This window comes from Saccharopolyspora erythraea (assembly GCF_018141105.1).
Taxonomy (GTDB): Bacteria; Actinomycetota; Actinomycetes; order Mycobacteriales; family Pseudonocardiaceae; genus Saccharopolyspora_D; species Saccharopolyspora_D erythraea_A.
The window spans coordinates 888,440-905,900 of sequence record NZ_CP054839.1; the positions used below are offsets into that span (position 1 = coordinate 888,440).

The window sequence follows — 17,461 nt, forward strand, 5'->3', positions numbered from 1 at the left end:
TCGTGACATCTGTCATCGGTCCTGGTGACAACGCCGCACCGAACCGCTGACTGATCGCCCTACCAGCGGGCGCCGCCCCCCCGGGAGGCTTCGGGGCATGACAGGACCAGTGATCGCGGTGAACGGGCTGCGGTGTTCCTACGGGGACTTCGAAGCCGTTCGCGGCGTCGACTTCGAGGTGGCGCAGGGCGAGCTGTTCGCGTTGCTGGGCACCAACGGCGCGGGCAAGACGACCACGATGGAAACGGTCGAAGGCCACCGGCCTCCGGCGGCGGGAACGGTGCGGGTGTTCGGCATGGACCCCTGGCAGGACCGGGCGGAAGTGCGCAGGCGGGTCGGGATCATGTTGCAGCACAGCGGTTTCGCGGGAGACCTCACGGTCGGCGAGACCGTCCGGTTGTGGCGCTCGATGGTGAGCAGTCCCTCCGATGTGGACACCGCACTGGACGCGCTGTCCCTCGGCCACCGCCGGGACGTCGCGGTGAAGCGGCTCTCCGGCGGCGAACGCCGCAGGCTCGACCTGGTGCTGGCGATGCTGGGCAGGCCGCGGCTGCTGTTCCTCGACGAGCCCACCACCGGGCTCGACCCCGAGTCGCGCCGGGCGACCTGGGAGGTCGTGCGAGGGCTGCTCGCCGAGGGCACCACGGTGCTGCTGACCACGCACTACCTGGAGGAGGCCGAGCGGCTGGCACACCGGCTGGCGATCATGCACCAGGGCCGGATCGCGGTCTCCGGGTCGCTGGTCGACGTGCTTGCCAGCCGCCAGGCCCGGATCGACTTCGTCCTGCCCCAGCCCGCGGTGCTGCCACGGCTGCGCGGATCGGTGAGCGCTGACGGTGCGGGGAGCTACCGGATCACCACTCGCGAGCTGCAGCGCGATCTGCACGCGCTGCTGACCTGGGCGGACGAGCACGGTCTGAGCCTGGGTGGACTGCGCGCCCGCAACGCCTCGCTGGAAGACGTCTTCCACGGCGTGCGGGAAGGCGATGACGTGCGGGAAGGGGAGGTCGCGGTCTGATGGGCAACGCATTGTTCGCGATCGGCGCAACCGAGTGGAAGCTGCTGATCCGCAACCGGACCGTCGCCTTCAGCGCGACCGCCCTACCGCTGGTCATGGGCATATTCCTCGCCTACTCGCGGCCCGCCGACGGCGGCTGGGCCATGACCGTCGCTTTGCAACTGCTCGCGGTGCTCGGCTTCACGGTCTACTTCACCACCAGCACCGCGCTGACCAGCCGTCGCGAGGACCTCTACCTCAAGCGGCTGTGCAGCGCCGAACCCGCGCCGGTCGTGGTGCTCGCCGGGATGCTGGTCCCGACCGCCGTACTGGGCGTCGTGCAGTCCGCCGTCGTGCTCGGGCTCTCGGCGGCTTTCGGCGCTCCGCTCGGCGGCAACCCGCTGCTGCTGGTCGTCGCGGTGGCAGGGGGCCTGGCCATGTGCCTCGTCGCGGGCATCGCGACCAGCGGTCGCACGTCGACGGCGGAGCAGGCGCAGATCACCACCCTGCCGTTCTTCTTCGCCATGTTCGGCGGGGCGATCTGGGCGTCGGTCAGCGCGGGCGGAACGTGGGCGGCGCTGCTGCTTCCCGGCGCGGCGGTGGCCGAGCTGGTGCGGCTGTCCATGACGCCGCAGGACTGGATCGCCCAGGTCAGCGCGGCCGGTCCGGCGCTGCTGGCACTGCTCGGGTGGGTGCTGCTCTGCGGTGTGGCCGCGCGCAGCTGGTTCCGGTGGGACCCGCGGGCGTAACGGCGTAGCGGCGCGCCGGGTCCGGCTGGGGGTCCCGGCGCGCCACCGCGCGTGCGGCGCCGCGCGGCGTGGCTTGGCTGCCGGGGCGTGGTGGCTGGGCTCGGTTCCGTGTTGTGGTGGATTTGGCCGGGTGCCGGGTTGTGGTGGCTCGGCGGTGGTGCCAGGCCGCGGTGGTCGGGCCTGCCGCCGCGGTGGCTCAGCGAGGCTTGGCGGACCGCGGTGGCTCGCGGCGCCGGGATGCGGGTCAGCGCCAGGACGGCAGCCACAGCTCGGCCTGCCAGCGCTCAGGGGTGATCGCGTCGCCGTTGAGCACCGGCCACAGCCACACGAAGTTGGCCACCACCAGCCCCGTGTAGAGCGCCACGACCAGCAGCCCGGTCTTGCGCCGCTCCAGGTGGTCACGGGCGCCGCCGAGGATCTCGCCGAGCACCAGCACGATCCCCAGCACCAGGAACGGCGCCAGCGGCGTCGCGTAGAAGTAGTACATCTGCCGGTCGAGGTTGAGGAACCACGGCAGGTAGCCCGCGCCGTAGCCGACCAGCACCGCCCCGTAGCGCCAGTCCAGCGCGCTGGTCGCCCGCCACACCGCCCACGCGGCCACCGGCAGTGCGATCCACCAGAGCGCGGGCGTCCCGATGAGCATCGTCGCCTCGACGCAGCTCGCGCGGCCGCAGCCCGGCACGTTGTTCTCGTAGTAGTAGAGCATCGGCCGCATGCCCATCGGCCACGCCCAGGGCTTGGACTCCCACGGGTGCGGGTCGTTGGCGGGCGTGGACAGGTGCGTGTGGAAGTCCAGCACGTTGAGCTGGTAGTACAGCAGCGACCGCAGCGGGTCCGGCAGGAACGCGAGCCCCACGTCGTCGGCGACCACGGTCGCGTGCCGGTCGGTCGCGGTCTCGCTGGCGAACCAGTTCGCCCAGGTCGCGAAGTACACCAGCAGCGGGATCGCCACCATCGACCACAGCGCGGGCAGCGTGTCGCGCAACAGCGTCCCCGACCACGGCCTGCGCACCCCGGCCGATCGCCGGGCCATGACGTCCCAGAACACGCAGAGCAGCCCGAACGCCATGATGTAGTAGATGCCGTTCCACTTGACCCCGCAGGTCAGGCCCAGCATGATCCCCGCGCCGAAGCGCCACCACCGGAACCCGAGCCTCGGGCCCCACACCGAGTCGCCGATGCGGCCGTCGGCGAAGACCAGCGACATCCGCTGCCGCACCTGGTCGCGGTCCACCAGCAGGCAGGCGAAAGCCGCGAGCAGGAACATCGCCTGGAAGATGTCGAGCATCCCCACCCGCGACTGCACGTGGCTCAGCCCGTCGCAGATCAGCAGCAGCCCGGCGAGCGCGCCGAGCAGCGTGGAGCGGGTGAGCCTGCGGGCGATGCGCACGATCAGCAGCACCATGACCGTCCCGGCCATCGCCGCCGCGACCCGCCACCCCCACGGCGTGTAACCGAACAGCCACTCGCCGATCGCGATCAACTGCTTGCCCACGGGCGGGTGCGCCACCAGCTCGTAGCCGGGGTTGTCCTCGTAGCCGCCGTTGCGCAGCATCTGCCACGCCTGCGGCACGTAGTGCTTCTCGTCGAAGACCGGCGTGCCCTCGTCGGTGGCGTGGCCCAGGTTCCAGAACCGGACCACGCCCGCGGCCAGCGCGATGACCAGCGTGATCACCCAGGCGCGGAGCCGGTCGGCGGGCATCGCCACGTCGAGCAGGTGGCGGGGATCGCCCTCGCCCGGCGTCCGGACGGGGGGCGTCTGGCCGACCTGGACCGGCTCGTCGGCGGTACGGCCACCGGAGTTCGGTACGAGGACACTCACACCCAGATCGTAGGGTTGGGGTCATGGACCTCGTCGCCGGATCGGGCACCTTGCTCCTCGCCGCCACGCCGCTCGGCGATGCCAGGGACGCGTCGGCCCGGCTCGTCGACGCGCTCGGATCGGCCGATGTCGTGGCCGCCGAGGACACCCGCCGGGTGCGGTCCCTGGCCACTGCGCTGGGCGTCACGCCGGGCGGGAAGGTCGTCAGCTACTACGAGGCGGTCGAGGCCGCCCGGACCCCGGTGCTGCTCGACGAGCTGCGCGCCGGCCGCAGAGTGCTGTTGGTCACCGACGCCGGGATGCCGAGTGTCTCGGACCCCGGCTACCGGCTCGTGTCGGCCTGCGTCGAGGAGGGTCTGGCGGTCACCTGCCTGCCGGGGCCGTCTGCGGTGACCACGGCGCTGGCGGTGTCGGGCCTGCCGTCCGACCGGTTCTGCTTCGAGGGCTTCCCTCCTCGCAAGCAGGGCGAGCGGCGCCGGTGGTTCGCCCGGTTGCAGGCCGAGCAGCGGACGTGCGTGTTCTTCGAGGCGCCGCACCGGCTCGCCGACGCCCTGGCCGACGCCGTGGAGGTGCTCGGCGGCCAGCGGCGGGCGGCGGTCTGCCGGGAGCTGACCAAGACCTACGAGGAGATCCGCCGCGGCAGCCTCGCCGAGCTCGCGCAGTGGGCCGCCGACGGCGTGCGCGGCGAGATCACCGTCGTCCTCGACGGAGCGGCCCCGGCGGAGGCCTCGGACCCGGCGGAGCTGGTGTCGCAGGTCGAGGAGCGCGCCGCAGGCGGCATCCGGCTCAAGGACGCCGTCGCCGAGGTCGCCGAGATGGCGGGCGTGCGGAAGAAGGAGCTTTACGACGCCGTGCTGGCCGCGCGGCGGTGAGGCGGCCTGAGGGTCGGGAGGGGGCCGGCGCCGGAGGGGTGGATCCCGGAGGGCGACGGTGTCGCGGCGGGCGGTAGCCCGGCGGGGCGTGCGGAGGAGTGGAGCCGGGCGGCGGGGCAGGCGGCGCTCACTCGTTTGTGGCAACTGGGCGGCAACTCCTGGCAATGGCGAGAGTTTCGAAGTAGTTTGAAACTATGACCGGCCTAGCTGAAGCACCGTTCTCGGAGCTCATCAACCGTCCGAAGGACACGGTGGCCAAACTCGGTGCGATGAGTTCGAGGGCACTCCGGCTCCGGAGGCGGGACGCCGAGGACCTCGTGCTCACGACCGCTTCCCGGGCCGAGCAGGAAACCGAGATGGTCTCGGCGACCACGAAGATCTTCGTCGCGATGATGCAGCGGGACGGCGCCGCTCTTTCGCTCATGATCGACGTGGTGCCCGAAGCTTTCCCGTGGGTCCGGTTCCTGCCTGCCGAAGACGTCCGTGCCTTCGTGGTCGAGCTGGTCGAGACCCTGCGTGCCGCGGAAGCTGTCGACAACCCGGCGCCGGTGGTCCAGGTGATCACGGCATGGCGGCACACCGCCGAAATCCATGCCGATCCCGAGCTGTTCGCGCAGCTCAACGCGGATGCTGCTGATCACGGACGGATCGAGCCGCCGTCCGCATGACTCAAGCCAAACGCAAACAGCGAATAGCGCCGCCTGCCGCACCCGGCCAGTGGGAGGTCCGCTGCGGGATCAACGACGCGGGCAAGGGCTGGGAAGACCTCTGCAGGCAGGCTCGGGGAAACACGAGGTGGGCGTGGGAGCAGATGAGTACCGATCCCATGCCCAACCCGGAAACTCCCAGACACCATCGCCTCAAGGGGAGACTTTGGAACGGCTCCTTCGAAGGCCGAGAGCTGCCCATGTGGCAGATCGAGGTGACCAGCGGTGGTCGGGTTTGGTACCTCGTCGACGAGGAGTGCTCGACGGTCTGGGTTGTCGCCGCCGGAACCGCGCACCCGAAGGCGACCGACCGGTCCTGAGCTCAATCAGTGATCGAGACAGTCTCCGACAAGTGCCGCGTTCACAGTGGCCGCGCTGTGGTCGGGGGTTCCGCTCGTGTCAGCCTGGCGCGGAAGTCGCCGTTTTGGTGGTCGGCGGCCCTGAGGTGCCGCTGCGCAGCAGCGACAGCAGCGGGGCGGCCTTGGTCAGGCACTCCTGCCACTCGCGCTCCGGGTCGGAGTCGGCGGTGATGCCGCCGCCGACACCCAGGTGCAGCACACCGTCGGTGTACTCCAGGGTGCGGATCGCGACGTTCAGCTCCAGGCCGGCCGCAGGGGACACCATGCCCACCGCGCCGCAGTAGACGTCGCGCGCGATGTCCTCCAGTTCGGCGATGACTTCCAGTGCCCGGACCTTGGGTGCGCCGGTCACCGAGGCCGGCGGGAAGGCCGCCTCCAGCAGTTGCGAGTTCGACAGCCCTGCGGGGACCTCGGCGCGCACGTCGGAGACCAGGTGCCAGACACCCGGATGCGGCTGCACGTCGAGCAGCTTGGGGACGGTGACGCGACCGGTCGAGGCGACCCGGCCCAGGTCGTTGCGGGCCATGTCGACGATCATCACGTTCTCAGCGACGTCCTTCGCCGAGGCCCGCAGCAGCTCCGCGTTGCCGTCGTCCTGAGGTCCACGGCGTGGCAGCGTGCCCTTGATCGGGCTCGAGTGCACGACGTCACCCCTGCGGGCCAGGAAGAGCTCGGGTGACAGCGATGCGACCGCACCCCAGTCGCCCGCCACGTAGGCGGCCCGCGCCGGGCGGAACCGCTCGCTGCCCGCCGCGAACACCTCCAGCGGATCGCCGGTGAACGGCACGGCGAAACGGCTGCAGATGTTGGCCTGGAAGATCTCGCCCGCCGCGATCTGCTCGACGCAGCCCCGGACGGCCTTGCGGTGCAGGTCGGCGTCCGGCTGGCGTACGGGGCCCACCCGCCACGGGGAGTCGGAACTGCCCCCGGCGGACGAACCGAGATGGGAATCGGGATCGGTGGACGAGCCGAGGTCGGCGTAGGAGACGAGGGCGGTCAGCTCGTCGATGAGGGCGGGGTCGGCGGGACCGAGCGACTCGAACCACCACTGGCCGTCGCGGTCGCGCCGCAGGACGTGGTCGGTCCAGCCCCAAGCCGACAACGGCATCCTGCGCGGCTGGGCGTGCCTTCCCGGGTCGGTCAGGCCGTAGCCGAGGTAGCCGATCCAGCCGCCCCCGACCGCGCCCTCCGGCGCATCGGTGGCGGGCGTGGGGGACGAGGCATCGTCGGAGTCGAAGGCGTCCAGAACGGCGAACGGGTCGTCATGGGGACCGATGGACACCGACGGGACCAGCACGGCGCCACCCCCGAACCAGTCGCCGGTCAGCGCGGCGGGAGGCGGCAGCCCGCGTCGCCGGGCGCGGTCCGAGAGCCGCCGCAACACGGCTTCGGCGCTCGCGCCGCCGACGATCGATCGGGTGAAAACCTGCACCTCGTCAGTATGAACACCGGGCGGTGCGCACCGGTCGTGGCGGCCCGGCCAGTGGGAAGACGACTCCTTGCGAGGCCGGCTCGACGACCGGTTGGCGAGCCTGCTCGCCAACCGGCGAAGAAGTCGGCGACCTGACCGCGCTGGGCGAATCGGTCCGTACTGCGCTGATCGGGTGAGGGAACAGTGATCAGCATCACCTTTAGGGGGTTGCCCCGTTGTGTTTCCGAAAAGCCAGCGTTCCGGAACGCGCCGGCTTCGATCACGACGAGGTGAGCGAAATGCGGATTCGGAACGCGGTCGTGGCCGTGGCCGCAGCGGTGACCGTGCTGGGCGGAGTCTCGCCTGCTGTCGGCGCCCCGGCACTGGGGGCGGGGAACGAAGCTGCGGCGGGTGGACCGGCCGCGGGAGCTGCGGAGGCTGAGGCGGATGCGCTGGCGGGAGCCAATGACTGGGGCTGCGAGCCGTCCGACGAGCACCCGGTGCCGGTGGTGCTCGTGCACGGTCTGGGCGGAGCGGCCGCCACCAACTGGGTCTACATCGCTCCGCTGCTGGCCGACGAGGGCTACTGCGTCTTCGCCCTGACCTACGGTCGACCGCCCGGCATGCCGCCGATCACCGGTGGTTTCGCGCCGATGGAGCAGAGCGCCGAAGAACTCGCGGAGTTCGTCGACCGCGTGCTGGAGGAGACCGGGAGCGAACAGGTGGACCTGGTGGGGCATTCCGAAGGGACGGTGATGCCGCAGTACTACCTCAAGTTCCTGGACGGCGCGCCCGACGTGCGCCGCTACGTCGCTCTCACCCCGCTCTACGACGGCACGACGCTCAACAGCACGTCGGAGATCCTCGACCGGCTGACGACCGAGATCCCCGGCCTGGGCGACGTCGTCGACGGCCTCTGCGCTTCGTGCACGCAGTTCTTCCACGACTCCGACTTCATGAAGAAGCTCAACGAGGGCGGCGCGGCGGTGCCGGGCATCGAGTACACGACGGTCATGACGAAGTACGACCAGCTCGTCACCCCCTACACCAGCGGCCACCTCGACTCGCCGAACGCGACGAACATCGTGCTGCAGGACGTGTGTCGGAGGGACTTCGCCGAACACGTGGCCGTGGCTTTCGACCCGAACGTGGGGCAGATGGTTCTCAACGCCTTGGACCCGGCGAACGCCGAGCCGGTGCAGTGCCTTCCAGGGACGGAGTGAGGGGGGAGGGTTGGCGTTGTGGGGCGCCTTGGGGGTGGGGCGGGGGTTTTCGGGGTAGCGGCCTTGACATCGCGGGTCACTTTGGGGGTGGTGGCGCGCCGGTTTTCGACGCATCTGGTGGGGCTGGCGGCGCGCTTTGGGAGCGGGGGCGCGCCGGGTTTCGACGCATCCAGCGGGGGCTGGCGGGTCACTTTGGGAGTGGGGGCGCGGGGTTTTCGACGTACTCACCCTGGCTTCGCGGGTCGCTTTCAGAGGGGGGTTTCTGGGGCGCTCGCCGCCCCCAGGCCCCCGGCAGGTCTCCGGGATGAGTGGGTTTTCGGGGGATGCTGCGGTGGGGTGGGGTTGGCGGTTCTCATCCCGTCGACCTCCACGAGGGCTATCAGACCGCGTCAAGGGGGCGATTTTTCGAGGCAGCGTGCGGTTGGCATGGAGTGGGCCCCCTTGACCCGGTCTGATCGGGCTGGCGCCAGGTCGACGGGATGAGAACCAGGCACCGCCTGTGTGTTGGCTAGCGCGCTGTGCGGAAGGCGCGGGTGCCGAGCAGCAATGTCAGGGTGGCCAGTGCTGCCGACACGCCGATGCCGGTGAGGGTTTCCGGGGACATTCCCTCGCCTGCGAACAGGCTGCGTTCGGCGTCGACCACGTAGGTCATGGGGTTGAGTCGTGAGAGCAGCCGGAGCCAGTCGGGGCCGGCGTCCATCGGGATCAGGAAGCCCGACAGCAGGAGCAGGGGCATCGACAGGCTCTGCACGACGGGGGCGAACTCGTACTCGTTGGTCAGCCGGAGTGCGAGCAGGTACGAGGCGGTTGCCAGCGTGATGCTCAGCAGCGCCAGCACGCCGAGTCCGAGCAGGATGGCGGTGAACGGGGCGGTGAGCCCGAACAGCAGGGCCGCCAGCGCGGTGATCAGCACGGCCTGCACGACGACGAGGGTTGTGTCGCGCAGGACCCTGCCGAGCAGCAACGCCGTCCTGCTCAGCGGGCTCACCCGCATCCGCTCGAGCACCCCGGCGCGCTGGTCGGGGATGAGGGAGAAGCCGGCGAAGCCGGCGCCGAACATCGCCAGCATCACCAGGATTCCGGGCAGGAAGCCCTCCCACGACGCGCCGGGCAGGCCGGTGACGAGCAGCGGGCCGAACAGCAGCAGGTAGAGCAGTGGCTGGACCAGGCCGATCGCCAGGACGAGCGGGTTGCGCAGCGTGGGGTCGATCGCGTGCCGGAAGATCAGCCAGGTGTCGGTGAGCCAGGAGTTACGCCGCAACTGATGCCTCCCGCAGGCTGTGGCCGGTCAGTTCGAGGAACACGTCGTCGAGGCTGGGGCGCTCGACGCGTAGGGACTGCGGGGTGATTGCCGCGGAGCCGAGCTGATGGAGCAGGGCCGCGAGCGCGGTGTCGCCCCGTGGGGTCCTGAAACGGACCTCGCCGCCTTCGGCGCGGAGGTCGGTCACCTCCGGCATGGCCCGCACGGCCGTCGCGGCAGTGGCCGGGTCGGTGCAGGTGAACACCACCAGGTCGCCCGACACCCGCTGCTTGAGCTCGTCCGGGGTGCCGGTGGCGACGATCCGGCCGTGGTCGATCACCAGCAGCCGGTCGCACAGCGCGTCGGCCTCGTCGAGGTAGTGCGTGCTGATCAGGACAGTTGTGCCGTGTTCGGCGCGCAGCGCGTGGACGTGTTCCCAGAGGTTGGCGCGGCTGTGGGGGTCGAGGCCGGTGCTCGGCTCGTCGAGGAACAGCAGGCGCGGGGCGTGGATGAGGCCGAGCGCGATGTCGAGCCGGCGGCGCTGGCCGCCGGACAGGGCTGCCACCGAGCGCCGGTCGAGGTCGGCCAGCGCGAACCGGTCGAGCAGTTCGGCGCACTTCCGGCGCGCCTCGGACTTGGACTGGTCGTGGAAGCGGCCCTGCGTGCGCAGTTCGTCGCCGACCCTGCGGTCCATGCCCGCCGACCCGCTCTGCGGCACGTAGCCGATGCGGCGCCGGACGCCGAACGGGTCGGTGCGCAGGTCGCAGCCCGCGACGGTCGCCTCGCCCGCCGTCGGCGGCAGCAGGGTCGTCAGCATCCGCATGGTGGTGGTCTTGCCCGCGCCGTTGGGGCCGAGGAAACCGACGATCTCGCCTTCCGCGATGTCGATGTCCACCCCGCGAACGGCGTCGACCGGCCCCTGCTTCGTCCGGAAGCGGTGGCTCAGCCCGCTTGCGTGGATCATGCGCCTCCTTTGGTCAAGTTTGACTACTCGGCAAGCATGGGGCATCGGCTGATGTTTGGTCAACTTTGACTACTCGGCTTCGTCCGCGAGCCGGTACTCGCCGGCCTCCAGCCGCCCGACCAGCTCGTCGATCCAGCGCAGGTCGGCCTCCACGCCGATCGCCCAGAGCCGGAACAGCTCCCTGACGTGGGCGGGCTTGCCCATCTCGTCGTTGCCCTCCAGCAGGTGGCGGGTCGTGGCCAGCGCCGACTCGGTCTTCACCCGGCGGTGGGAGAGCAGGTCGATCAGCTCCTTGCGCCCGACGAAGGGCAGGAAGGGGATCGCGGCGCTGATCGCGATGCCGGAGTCCGGGTCCACCAGGGTGCGCCGCAGCAGCAGGTCGAACTCGGCCTCGCCGTCTTCGGTCAGCCGGTAGGCGGTGCGCTCGGGGCCCGCCTCGCCGGGTTCGGCCTCCTCCTGCGCGAGCAGCCCGTCCTTGGCCAGCTTGCGCAGCGCGTTGTAGATCGAGCCCTGCCGGACGTTGGCCCACCGGTCGGCCGACCAGGACAGCAGCTCTCTGCGCACCTGGTAGCCGTGCGCCCGGCCGTGCATCCGCAGCACGCCGAGTACCAGCAGTTTCGTCGCCGACATCCGCCCTCCGCGCAAACCAGAACCCGTTCGAGGCGCACCGCCCCCCGAACGTAGGCTATGGAACATGAGTGCCTCTGTGTTGACCGCTGTGGCCTGGCCCTACGCCAACGGTCCGCGGCACATCGGCCACGTCTCCGGCTTCGGTGTGCCCTCCGACGTCTTCTCGCGCTACCAGCGAATGGCGGGCAACCGGGTGCTCATGGTGTCCGGGACCGACGAGCACGGCACCCCGATCTCGGTCCAGGCCGACAAGGAGGGCCTGAGCACCCGCGAGCTCGCCGACAAGTACAACCGGGTGATCACCGAGGACCTCCAGGGACTCGGGCTGTCCTACGACCTGTTCACCCGGACCACCACCGGCAACCACTACGAGGTCGTGCAGCAGATCTTCCTCGCGCTGCACCGCAACGGCTACATCGTCCCGAAGACGACCACCGGCGCGATCAGCCCGAGCACCGGCCGCACGCTGCCGGACCGCTACATCGAGGGCACCTGCCCGATCTGCGGCTACGACGGCGCGCGCGGCGACCAGTGCGACAACTGCGGCAACCAGCTCGACCCGGCCGAGCTGATCAACCCGGTCTCCCGGATCAACGGCGAGAAGCCCGACTTCGTCGAGACCGAGCACCTGTTCCTCGACCTCTCGGCGTTCACCGAGTCGCTGGGCAAGTGGCTCTCCACCCGCACCGGCTGGCGGTCCAACGTCCTGAAGTTCACCCAGAACCTGGTCGAGGACATGCGGCCCCGGGCGATCAGCCGCGACCTGGACTGGGGCGTGCCGATCCCGCTGGACGGCTGGCGCGACCAGTCGATGAAGCGCCTCTACGTCTGGTTCGACGCCGTCATCGGCTACTTCTCGGCCAGCGTGGAGTGGGCCCGCCGCACCGGCGACCGCGACGCCTGGAAGCAGTTCTGGACCGACCCCTCGGCCCAGGGCTACTACTTCATGGGCAAGGACAACATCACCTTCCACGCCCAGATCTGGCCCGCGCTGCTGATGGGCCACAACGGCCAGGGCGACAAGGGCGGCGAGGTCGGCCCGTTCGGGCAGCTCAACCTGCCCGACGAGATCGTCTCCAGCGAGTTCCTCACCATGAGCGGCTCGAAGTTCTCGACCTCGCGCGGCACCGTAATCTACGTGCGCGACTTCCTGCGCGAGTTCGGCCCGGACACCCTGCGCTACTTCATCTCGGTGGCAGGCCCCGAGAACCAGGACACCGACTTCACCTGGGACGAGTTCGTCCGCCGCACCAACTTCGAGCTGGCCAACGAGTGGGGCAACCTGGTCAACCGCTCGGTGTCGATGGCCGCGAAGAACAACGGCGCGGTACCGGCGCCGACCGCCCCGAAGGCCGCTGACGAGGAGCTGAAGGCCCTGTCGCGCAACGCCTTCGAGACCGTCGGCGCGAACCTGCAGCGGTCCCGGTTCAAGCTCGCCGCGCAGGAGGCCATGCGGGTCGTCTCGGCGGCCAACAAGTACCTGTCCGACCAGGAGCCGTGGAAGCTCAAGGACGACCCCGACCGCCGCGACGCGGTGCTGCACACCGCGCTGCAGGTGGTCTCCGACGCCAACACGCTGCTCACGCCCTTCCTGCCGCACTCCGCGCAGAAGGTGCACGAGCTGCTCGGCGGCACCGGCGTCTGGTCGGCGCAGCCGGAGCTGCGGGAGGTGTCCGACCTGGACGTCCCCGAGCGCGAGTACCCGGTGCTGATGGGCGACTACGCCGCCGAGCAGGCGAGCTGGGAGTCCAAGGAGATCGAGGTCGGACGTCCGCTGCACAAGCCGACACCGCTGTTCGCCAAGCTCGACGCGGCGCTGGGCGAGACGGGGCCGGAGTGGGCGCCGATCGAGAAGGCGTGAGGCGTAGTCCGCCGCTGCCGTGACGACTGGGCACTCCCGGGTGGATTCCGGGAGTGCCCTGCTGATTGTGGAGGGTTGGATGAGCAAGCGGGACAGCAGGCGCGAGCTGCCGCCGGCGCCGGAGGCGCTGCCGGCGTCCGCGGTGGACTCGCACACCCACCTCGACGCCTGCGGCGCTTCGACGGCCGATGACGTGCGGGCCATCGTGGATCGCGCGCAGGCCGCGGGCGTCGGCCGGGTCGTCACGGTGGCCGACGACATCGCCTCCGCCCGCTGGGCGGCCGATGCGTCCACATGGGACCACCGCGTGTTCGCCGCGGTGGCGCTGCACCCCACCCGCACCAAGGACTTCGACGAAGGCGACCGCGAGGCGCTGGAGGAGCTCTCGCGGCACCCGCGCGTGGTCGCTGTCGGCGAGACCGGTCTGGACTACTACTGGGACTACTCGCCGCCGGAGCCGCAGCAGGAGGCCTTCCGATGGCACATCGACCTCGCCAAGAGGGTCGGCAAGCCGCTGATGATCCACGACCGCGAGGCCCACGAGGACATCCTGCGCATCCTGGACGAGGAAGGCGCCCCGTCGACGGTGGTCTTCCACTGCTTCTCCGGCGACGCCGACTTCGCGCGCAGGTGCGTCGACGCGGGCTACGTGCTGTCCTTCGCGGGCACCGCGACCTTCCGCAACGCCCAGGCGCTGCACGAGGCGGCCCGGCTCGTCCCGGCCGAGCAGATGCTCGTGGAGACCGACGCCCCGTTCCTCACCCCGCACCCGTACCGCGGCAGGCCCAATGAGCCGTACTGCGCGAATTACACCCTTCGGGCGCTCGCTGAACTCCGTGGGGTGAGCGTCGAGGAACTGGTTGTAGCCACGACCGAGACCGCCGAACGGACCTTCCGGCTCGGCGAAGTGGCGCAGAACCGGTCGAACCAGGTCGGAGCGGGCGGTTCCGGCACGTTGTGACATAGCGCAAAGAGTCACTCATAGCTACGAAACTTGCCCGATACGTGCCTTGGGCTTGGGCCGTTCGGCGCAATGGGGTGACAGCCTTCCAGTCCAAGGTGAAGATCATCTGTGACTCACGGTACGAAGTTGCGCCGCAAAACGGGGTAATGCAACTCACAGCGCGAATCCGGGTTCTTGGCAGCACCTCCTGATCACGCTAGAGTCTCGGCCTCGTAACCGATGACAAAGCGGTCGTCGGGAACACCCGCTAGTCGCCGCCGGTGTCCGTCGGGGAAGCCGGATCCGCGAACCAGCCACGGTTCGGGGTCGGCTAGGACGGCGCTTGGCTACGGGAGTCGGACGCAAAACGAAGCACGAAGGTTATGCGCAACCGTGCTGGGGATGAACGGTGTCCGGTCGTGGATGAACACGGCCGCCGGACACGTCCCCTGCCGGAGCGCTACTTCCGCCTTCGGGAGGTAACGACCCTGTGAACGGACGCGGCACGCCCGGTTCGCATACCGGATATCCCGGATATGACGAGGCCTACTGGGCCGATTCCTTCGACGCATCAACGGACTGGTTCACCCCGGTCGGCGGGCAGGTGCAGCAGCCGGGACACCCGGCGCAGCACGACGCCTGGGCGGCCGAGATGACAGCCCGCCACAGCGCCGTAGGTGTGCTCGACCGGCCGGACTCCCGGCCGTACCCGGCCTACCCGGCCGAGGACCACCCCAGCTTCCCGCCCGGTGCGCTGGAGATCACCCCGCAGGACATCTTCGACGCGCTCGGGCCGCAGGCCGAGGACATGCTCGCCACGGCCGAGATCGACGTCGACGAGGTCATCCGCCTCATCAACGCCGAGACCACGGTGCTGCCGCCGCTGGTCATCCCGGACACCGTCCCCGAGACCGACGGTGCCGACGGCCCGCCGCCGGAGGTCGTCGAGGCGATCAGCTCCTGGAAGCGCACCTTCCTCAAGGGCGCGGTCACCGCGGTCATCCTGACCATGACCGGCACCGGTGGCGCCGCCGCCGCGATGGACAAGTCCGTCACGGTCGAGGTCGACGGCCAGGAGCGGACCGTCAACACCTGGGACAGCACCGTCGGCGAGGTCCTCGAGGACGAGGGCATCAAGGTCGGCGAGCACGACGCGCTCAGCCCGTCGCCGACCTCCAAGATCGACCACGGCGACACCATCACGCTCGACCGCGGCAGGCTGCTCAAGCTGACCGTCGACGGCGAGCAGCGCGAGCAGTGGGTCCGCTCGGTCACCGTCGACCAGGCGCTGCGCCAGCTCGGCGTGCGCGCCGACGGGGCGTGGCTGTCGGCCAACCGCGCGATGGCGGTGCCCGAGCAGGGCATGGACCTGGTCGTCAAGACCAAGAAGTCGATCACCGTCTTCGACGGCGCCAACGAGCCCCGCCGGCTCGACACCACCGCGGTCACGGTCGACGAGCTGATCAAGGAGCAGAAGCTCGACATCGGGCCGGAGGACCACGTCACCCCCGGCTCCGACCAGAAGATCACCGACGGCGCCGATGTCCGCATCGACCGGACCGGCAGCACCGTGATCAACGTGACCACCCCGATCCCGCCGCCGGTCCAGGAGATCGTGGACAACACGATGTTCAAGGGCGAGGAGAAGGTCGAGAAGCCGGGCGCGCCCGGCGAGAAGATCGTCTTCACCCGGGTCACCACCCGCAACGGCGAGGAGACCGACCGCGAGGCCGTCGGCGAGAAGATCATCAAGCCGGCCGAGCCGAAGGTCGTGCGCGTCGGCGGCAAGCCGTCGCCGGACAGCGCCGTGTGGGACAAGCTGGTGCAGTGCGAGGCCACCGGCAACTGGGCGATGAACTCGGGCAACGGCTACTACGGCGGCCTGCAGTTCGACAAGAGGACCTGGGACGCCAACGGCGGTTCGCAGTACGCCGCCTACCCGCACCAGGCGAGCCGGGAGCAGCAGATCGCGGTCGCGACCAAGGTCCGCGACTCCCGCGGCGGCTACGGCGCCTGGCCGCACTGCTCGTCCAAGCTCAACCTGGACTGACCCCGACGCGGGCGTGCTCAACGCGTGTCCCGTTCCCTGCGCTGCGGGGAACGGGACACGCGTTTTCCGGTTCCAGGGCTGGTGCGCCGGGTCGCCATGAACGCGGGTGCGCGGCCCGGGTACTTTTTCGGTGTGGATGACCAGCGCAGACCCGAAGGGTGGACACCCGGGCAGGGGGCCGGCGAGCAGGGGATCGCGGCTTCCGGTGATCGTGCCGCCGACCCGGGGACCGCGGAAGCGCATCCGGGGGCTGCGACGGCCGGTGCCCGGTTGCTCGGGCCCGCCGACGTGCGCCGGCTCGCCGAGGAGCTGGGCATCCGGCCGACCAAGAAGCTCGGCCAGAACTTCGTGCACGACCCGAACACGGTGCGCCGCATCGTCGCTTCGGCGTCGCTGACAGCCGAGGACGTCGTCCTCGAGGTCGGACCGGGCCTCGGATCGCTGACGCTGGCCCTGCTGCCCGTCGCCGGCGCTGTGACGGCGGTGGAGATCGATCCGGTGCTGGCCGCGAGGCTGGAGCGCACCGCGAGCGAGTACTCCCCGGCGCTGGCCGGCCGGCTGCGCGTGGTGGAGGCCGACGCGATGCGCGTGCGGGCCGAGGCCCTCGGCGACCGCAGCCCCACCGCACTGGTGGCGAACCTGCCCTACAACGTCGCGGTGCCGGTGGTCCTGCACCTGCTCGCGGAGCTGCCGACCCTGCGGCACGGCCTGGTCATGGTGCAGTCGGAGGTCGCCGACCGGATGGCGGCCAGGCCGGGCAACCGGACCTACGGCGTCCCGAGCGCGAAGGCGGCGTGGTTCGCCGACGTGCGGCGCGCGGGCCCGGTGCCGCGCAACGTCTTCTGGCCGGTGCCCAATGTGGACTCCGGGCTGGTGTCGTTCACCCGCGTCGAGCCGCCGTCGGAGGTGGCGCGCGAGGAGGTTTTCCGGGTGGTCGACGCGGCCTTCGCCCAGCGGCGCAAGACCCTGCGCGCGGCGCTGTCGGGATGGGCGGGCTCGGCGGCGCGAGCGGAGGGGCTGCTGCGCGCGGCCGGCGTCGACCCGGCCGCGCGGGGCGAGCAGCTGGAGATCACCGACTTCGCCCGGATCGCGGAAGCCGCGAAAGCCGAGCCTGCGTAGCGCTCATCCGGACGCTCTGGCAGTCCAAAAGGCTCACGCGTGCCGAGTGGCTGAGCAGGGGTTGTCGCGCTCCCAGGCGATGGGAACCGGGGAGCGCGGGCGGGGTGCCGGCCGAGGTCCGCGTTCGGGTTGAGACCACTCGATCGGCGGCTTGTCGGCAGTCATCGTTCTGCTACGCAGGGTCACGCCAAACACCTTGGCGGGACTGAAAATTCCCGCTCGTCCGAGCGTGTGATGTATAGAACGATTTCGGAAAGTGACCACTATCAACTTGCGTGCGGTCCTGCCAGTGGGGTCTACTATTCGGGAAATCCATCCCGAGCGGCCGAGAGACCTGGCTCCGCGACGCCGCAGCAACCACCCGATGGGCAGGTGCTAACGCCAGGCCCGATGGAGTTGTGGTGTCCAAGACTCTGGTACGCAGCCCGCACGCACGTGCGCTCCCCGCTGGGCGGGGACGGTCCGGCCGCGGATACCCCAAGTTGCTGTTGACGCAGCGCCGCGTCATCGATCA

14 protein-coding genes and 1 riboswitch are annotated in these 17,461 nt (G+C 70.4%); of the genes, 9 read left to right on the top strand and 5 right to left on the bottom strand.

The annotated features are described in order from the left end of the window. The first annotated feature begins 97 nt into the window (after positions 1 to 97). Positions 98 to 1,018 carry an ABC transporter ATP-binding protein gene (locus HUO13_RS04090; protein WP_211900163.1) on the top strand — a complete coding sequence of 307 codons (921 nt, stop codon included), beginning with the start codon at positions 98 to 100 and terminating at the stop codon, positions 1,016 to 1,018. Then, positions 1,018 to 1,746: an ABC transporter permease gene (locus HUO13_RS04095; RefSeq protein WP_211900164.1), complete on the top strand. Its 729-nt coding sequence runs from the start codon at positions 1,018 to 1,020 to the stop codon at positions 1,744 to 1,746. The genes HUO13_RS04090 and HUO13_RS04095 overlap by 1 nt, the downstream gene beginning before the upstream one ends. 244 nt (positions 1,747 to 1,990) lie before the next feature. Here the strand turns inward: HUO13_RS04095 and HUO13_RS04100 are convergent, their stop codons facing one another. Further along, positions 1,991 to 3,568, bottom strand: coding sequence for a dolichyl-phosphate-mannose--protein mannosyltransferase (locus HUO13_RS04100; RefSeq protein WP_211900165.1), 1,578 nt, complete (start codon positions 3,566 to 3,568; stop codon positions 1,991 to 1,993). A gap of 23 nt (positions 3,569 to 3,591) precedes the next feature. On the opposite strand from HUO13_RS04100, the gene rsmI reads away from it, so the two are divergent. Beyond that, positions 3,592 to 4,440, top strand: coding sequence for a 16S rRNA (cytidine(1402)-2'-O)-methyltransferase (rsmI, locus tag HUO13_RS04105; RefSeq protein WP_211900166.1), 849 nt, complete (start codon positions 3,592 to 3,594; stop codon positions 4,438 to 4,440). Positions 4,441 to 4,796: 356 nt separating this feature from the next. After that, positions 4,797 to 5,108 (top strand): DUF6247 family protein, encoded by a 312-nt coding sequence (locus HUO13_RS04110; protein WP_249124437.1) that lies wholly within the window; start codon positions 4,797 to 4,799, stop codon positions 5,106 to 5,108. Positions 5,109 to 5,546: 438 nt separating this feature from the next. Here HUO13_RS04110 and HUO13_RS04120 read toward each other — a convergent pair whose 3' ends face one another. Then, positions 5,547 to 6,938: an aminodeoxychorismate synthase component I gene (locus HUO13_RS04120; RefSeq protein WP_211900169.1), complete on the bottom strand. Its 1,392-nt coding sequence runs from the start codon at positions 6,936 to 6,938 to the stop codon at positions 5,547 to 5,549. A gap of 278 nt (positions 6,939 to 7,216) precedes the next feature. Between HUO13_RS04120 and HUO13_RS04125 the strand changes: the two genes are divergently transcribed. Continuing rightward, complete coding sequence (locus tag HUO13_RS04125; protein ID WP_249124438.1) at positions 7,217 to 8,140, top strand: lipase family alpha/beta hydrolase; 924 nt, start codon at positions 7,217 to 7,219, stop codon at positions 8,138 to 8,140. 508 nt (positions 8,141 to 8,648) lie between these two features. On the opposite strand, the gene HUO13_RS04130 is transcribed toward HUO13_RS04125, so the two are convergent. From HUO13_RS04130 to HUO13_RS04140, 3 genes are all read right to left on the bottom strand, one after another. After that, the gene (locus tag HUO13_RS04130; RefSeq protein ID WP_211900170.1) at positions 8,649 to 9,401 is read right to left on the bottom strand and encodes an ABC transporter permease; all 753 of its coding nucleotides are present in this window, start codon (positions 9,399 to 9,401) and stop codon (positions 8,649 to 8,651) included. Continuing rightward, positions 9,391 to 10,344, bottom strand: a complete 954-nt coding sequence (locus tag HUO13_RS04135; RefSeq protein WP_211900171.1) for an ATP-binding cassette domain-containing protein — start codon at positions 10,342 to 10,344, stop codon at positions 9,391 to 9,393. Before HUO13_RS04135 ends, HUO13_RS04130 begins: the two co-directional genes overlap by 11 nt. 69 nt (positions 10,345 to 10,413) lie before the next feature. Continuing rightward, positions 10,414 to 10,974, bottom strand: a complete 561-nt coding sequence (locus HUO13_RS04140; RefSeq protein WP_211900172.1) for a PadR family transcriptional regulator — start codon at positions 10,972 to 10,974, stop codon at positions 10,414 to 10,416. Between the two features lie 64 nt (positions 10,975 to 11,038). Here HUO13_RS04140 and metG point away from each other — a divergent pair, with 64 nt between their 5' ends. The 4 genes from metG to rsmA all read left to right on the top strand — a co-directional run bounded on the left by metG (position 11,039) and on the right by rsmA (position 16,947). Next, positions 11,039 to 12,835: a methionine--tRNA ligase gene (metG, locus tag HUO13_RS04145; protein WP_211900173.1), complete on the top strand. Its 1,797-nt coding sequence runs from the start codon at positions 11,039 to 11,041 to the stop codon at positions 12,833 to 12,835. Between the two features lie 79 nt (positions 12,836 to 12,914). Then, positions 12,915 to 13,796 carry a TatD family hydrolase gene (locus HUO13_RS04150; protein WP_211900174.1) on the top strand — a complete coding sequence of 294 codons (882 nt, stop codon included), beginning with the start codon at positions 12,915 to 12,917 and terminating at the stop codon, positions 13,794 to 13,796. A 472-nt stretch (positions 13,797 to 14,268) separates the two neighbouring features. Further along, positions 14,269 to 15,828 carry a resuscitation-promoting factor gene (locus HUO13_RS04155; protein WP_211900175.1) on the top strand — a complete coding sequence of 520 codons (1,560 nt, stop codon included), beginning with the start codon at positions 14,269 to 14,271 and terminating at the stop codon, positions 15,826 to 15,828. 270 nt (positions 15,829 to 16,098) lie between these two features. Continuing rightward, complete coding sequence (rsmA, locus tag HUO13_RS04160) at positions 16,099 to 16,947, top strand: 16S rRNA (adenine(1518)-N(6)/adenine(1519)-N(6))-dimethyltransferase RsmA (protein ID WP_249125031.1); 849 nt, start codon at positions 16,099 to 16,101, stop codon at positions 16,945 to 16,947. Between the two features lie 309 nt (positions 16,948 to 17,256). Beyond that, a riboswitch (SAM riboswitch) is annotated at positions 17,257 to 17,344 on the top strand. Positions 17,345 to 17,461: the final 117 nt, after the last annotated feature.

Bases quoted from the DNA above. Each gene is read 5' to 3' on its own strand.
- HUO13_RS04090 (WP_211900163.1), top strand. From the start codon at position 98: ATGACAGGACCAGTGATCGCGGTGAACGGGCTGCGGTGTTCCTACGGG.
- HUO13_RS04095 (WP_211900164.1), top strand. From the start codon at position 1,018: ATGGGCAACGCATTGTTCGCGATCGGCGCAACCGAGTGGAAGCTGCTG.
- rsmI (WP_211900166.1), top strand. From the start codon at position 3,592: ATGGACCTCGTCGCCGGATCGGGCACCTTGCTCCTCGCCGCCACGCCG.
- HUO13_RS04110 (WP_249124437.1), top strand. From the start codon at position 4,797: ATGGTCTCGGCGACCACGAAGATCTTCGTCGCGATGATGCAGCGGGAC.
- HUO13_RS04125 (WP_249124438.1), top strand. From the start codon at position 7,217: ATGCGGATTCGGAACGCGGTCGTGGCCGTGGCCGCAGCGGTGACCGTG.
- HUO13_RS04135 (WP_211900171.1), bottom strand. From the start codon at position 10,344: ATGATCCACGCAAGCGGGCTGAGCCACCGCTTCCGGACGAAGCAGGGG.
- HUO13_RS04140 (WP_211900172.1), bottom strand. From the start codon at position 10,974: ATGTCGGCGACGAAACTGCTGGTACTCGGCGTGCTGCGGATGCACGGC.
- metG (WP_211900173.1), top strand. From the start codon at position 11,039: ATGAGTGCCTCTGTGTTGACCGCTGTGGCCTGGCCCTACGCCAACGGT.
- HUO13_RS04150 (WP_211900174.1), top strand. From the start codon at position 12,915: ATGAGCAAGCGGGACAGCAGGCGCGAGCTGCCGCCGGCGCCGGAGGCG.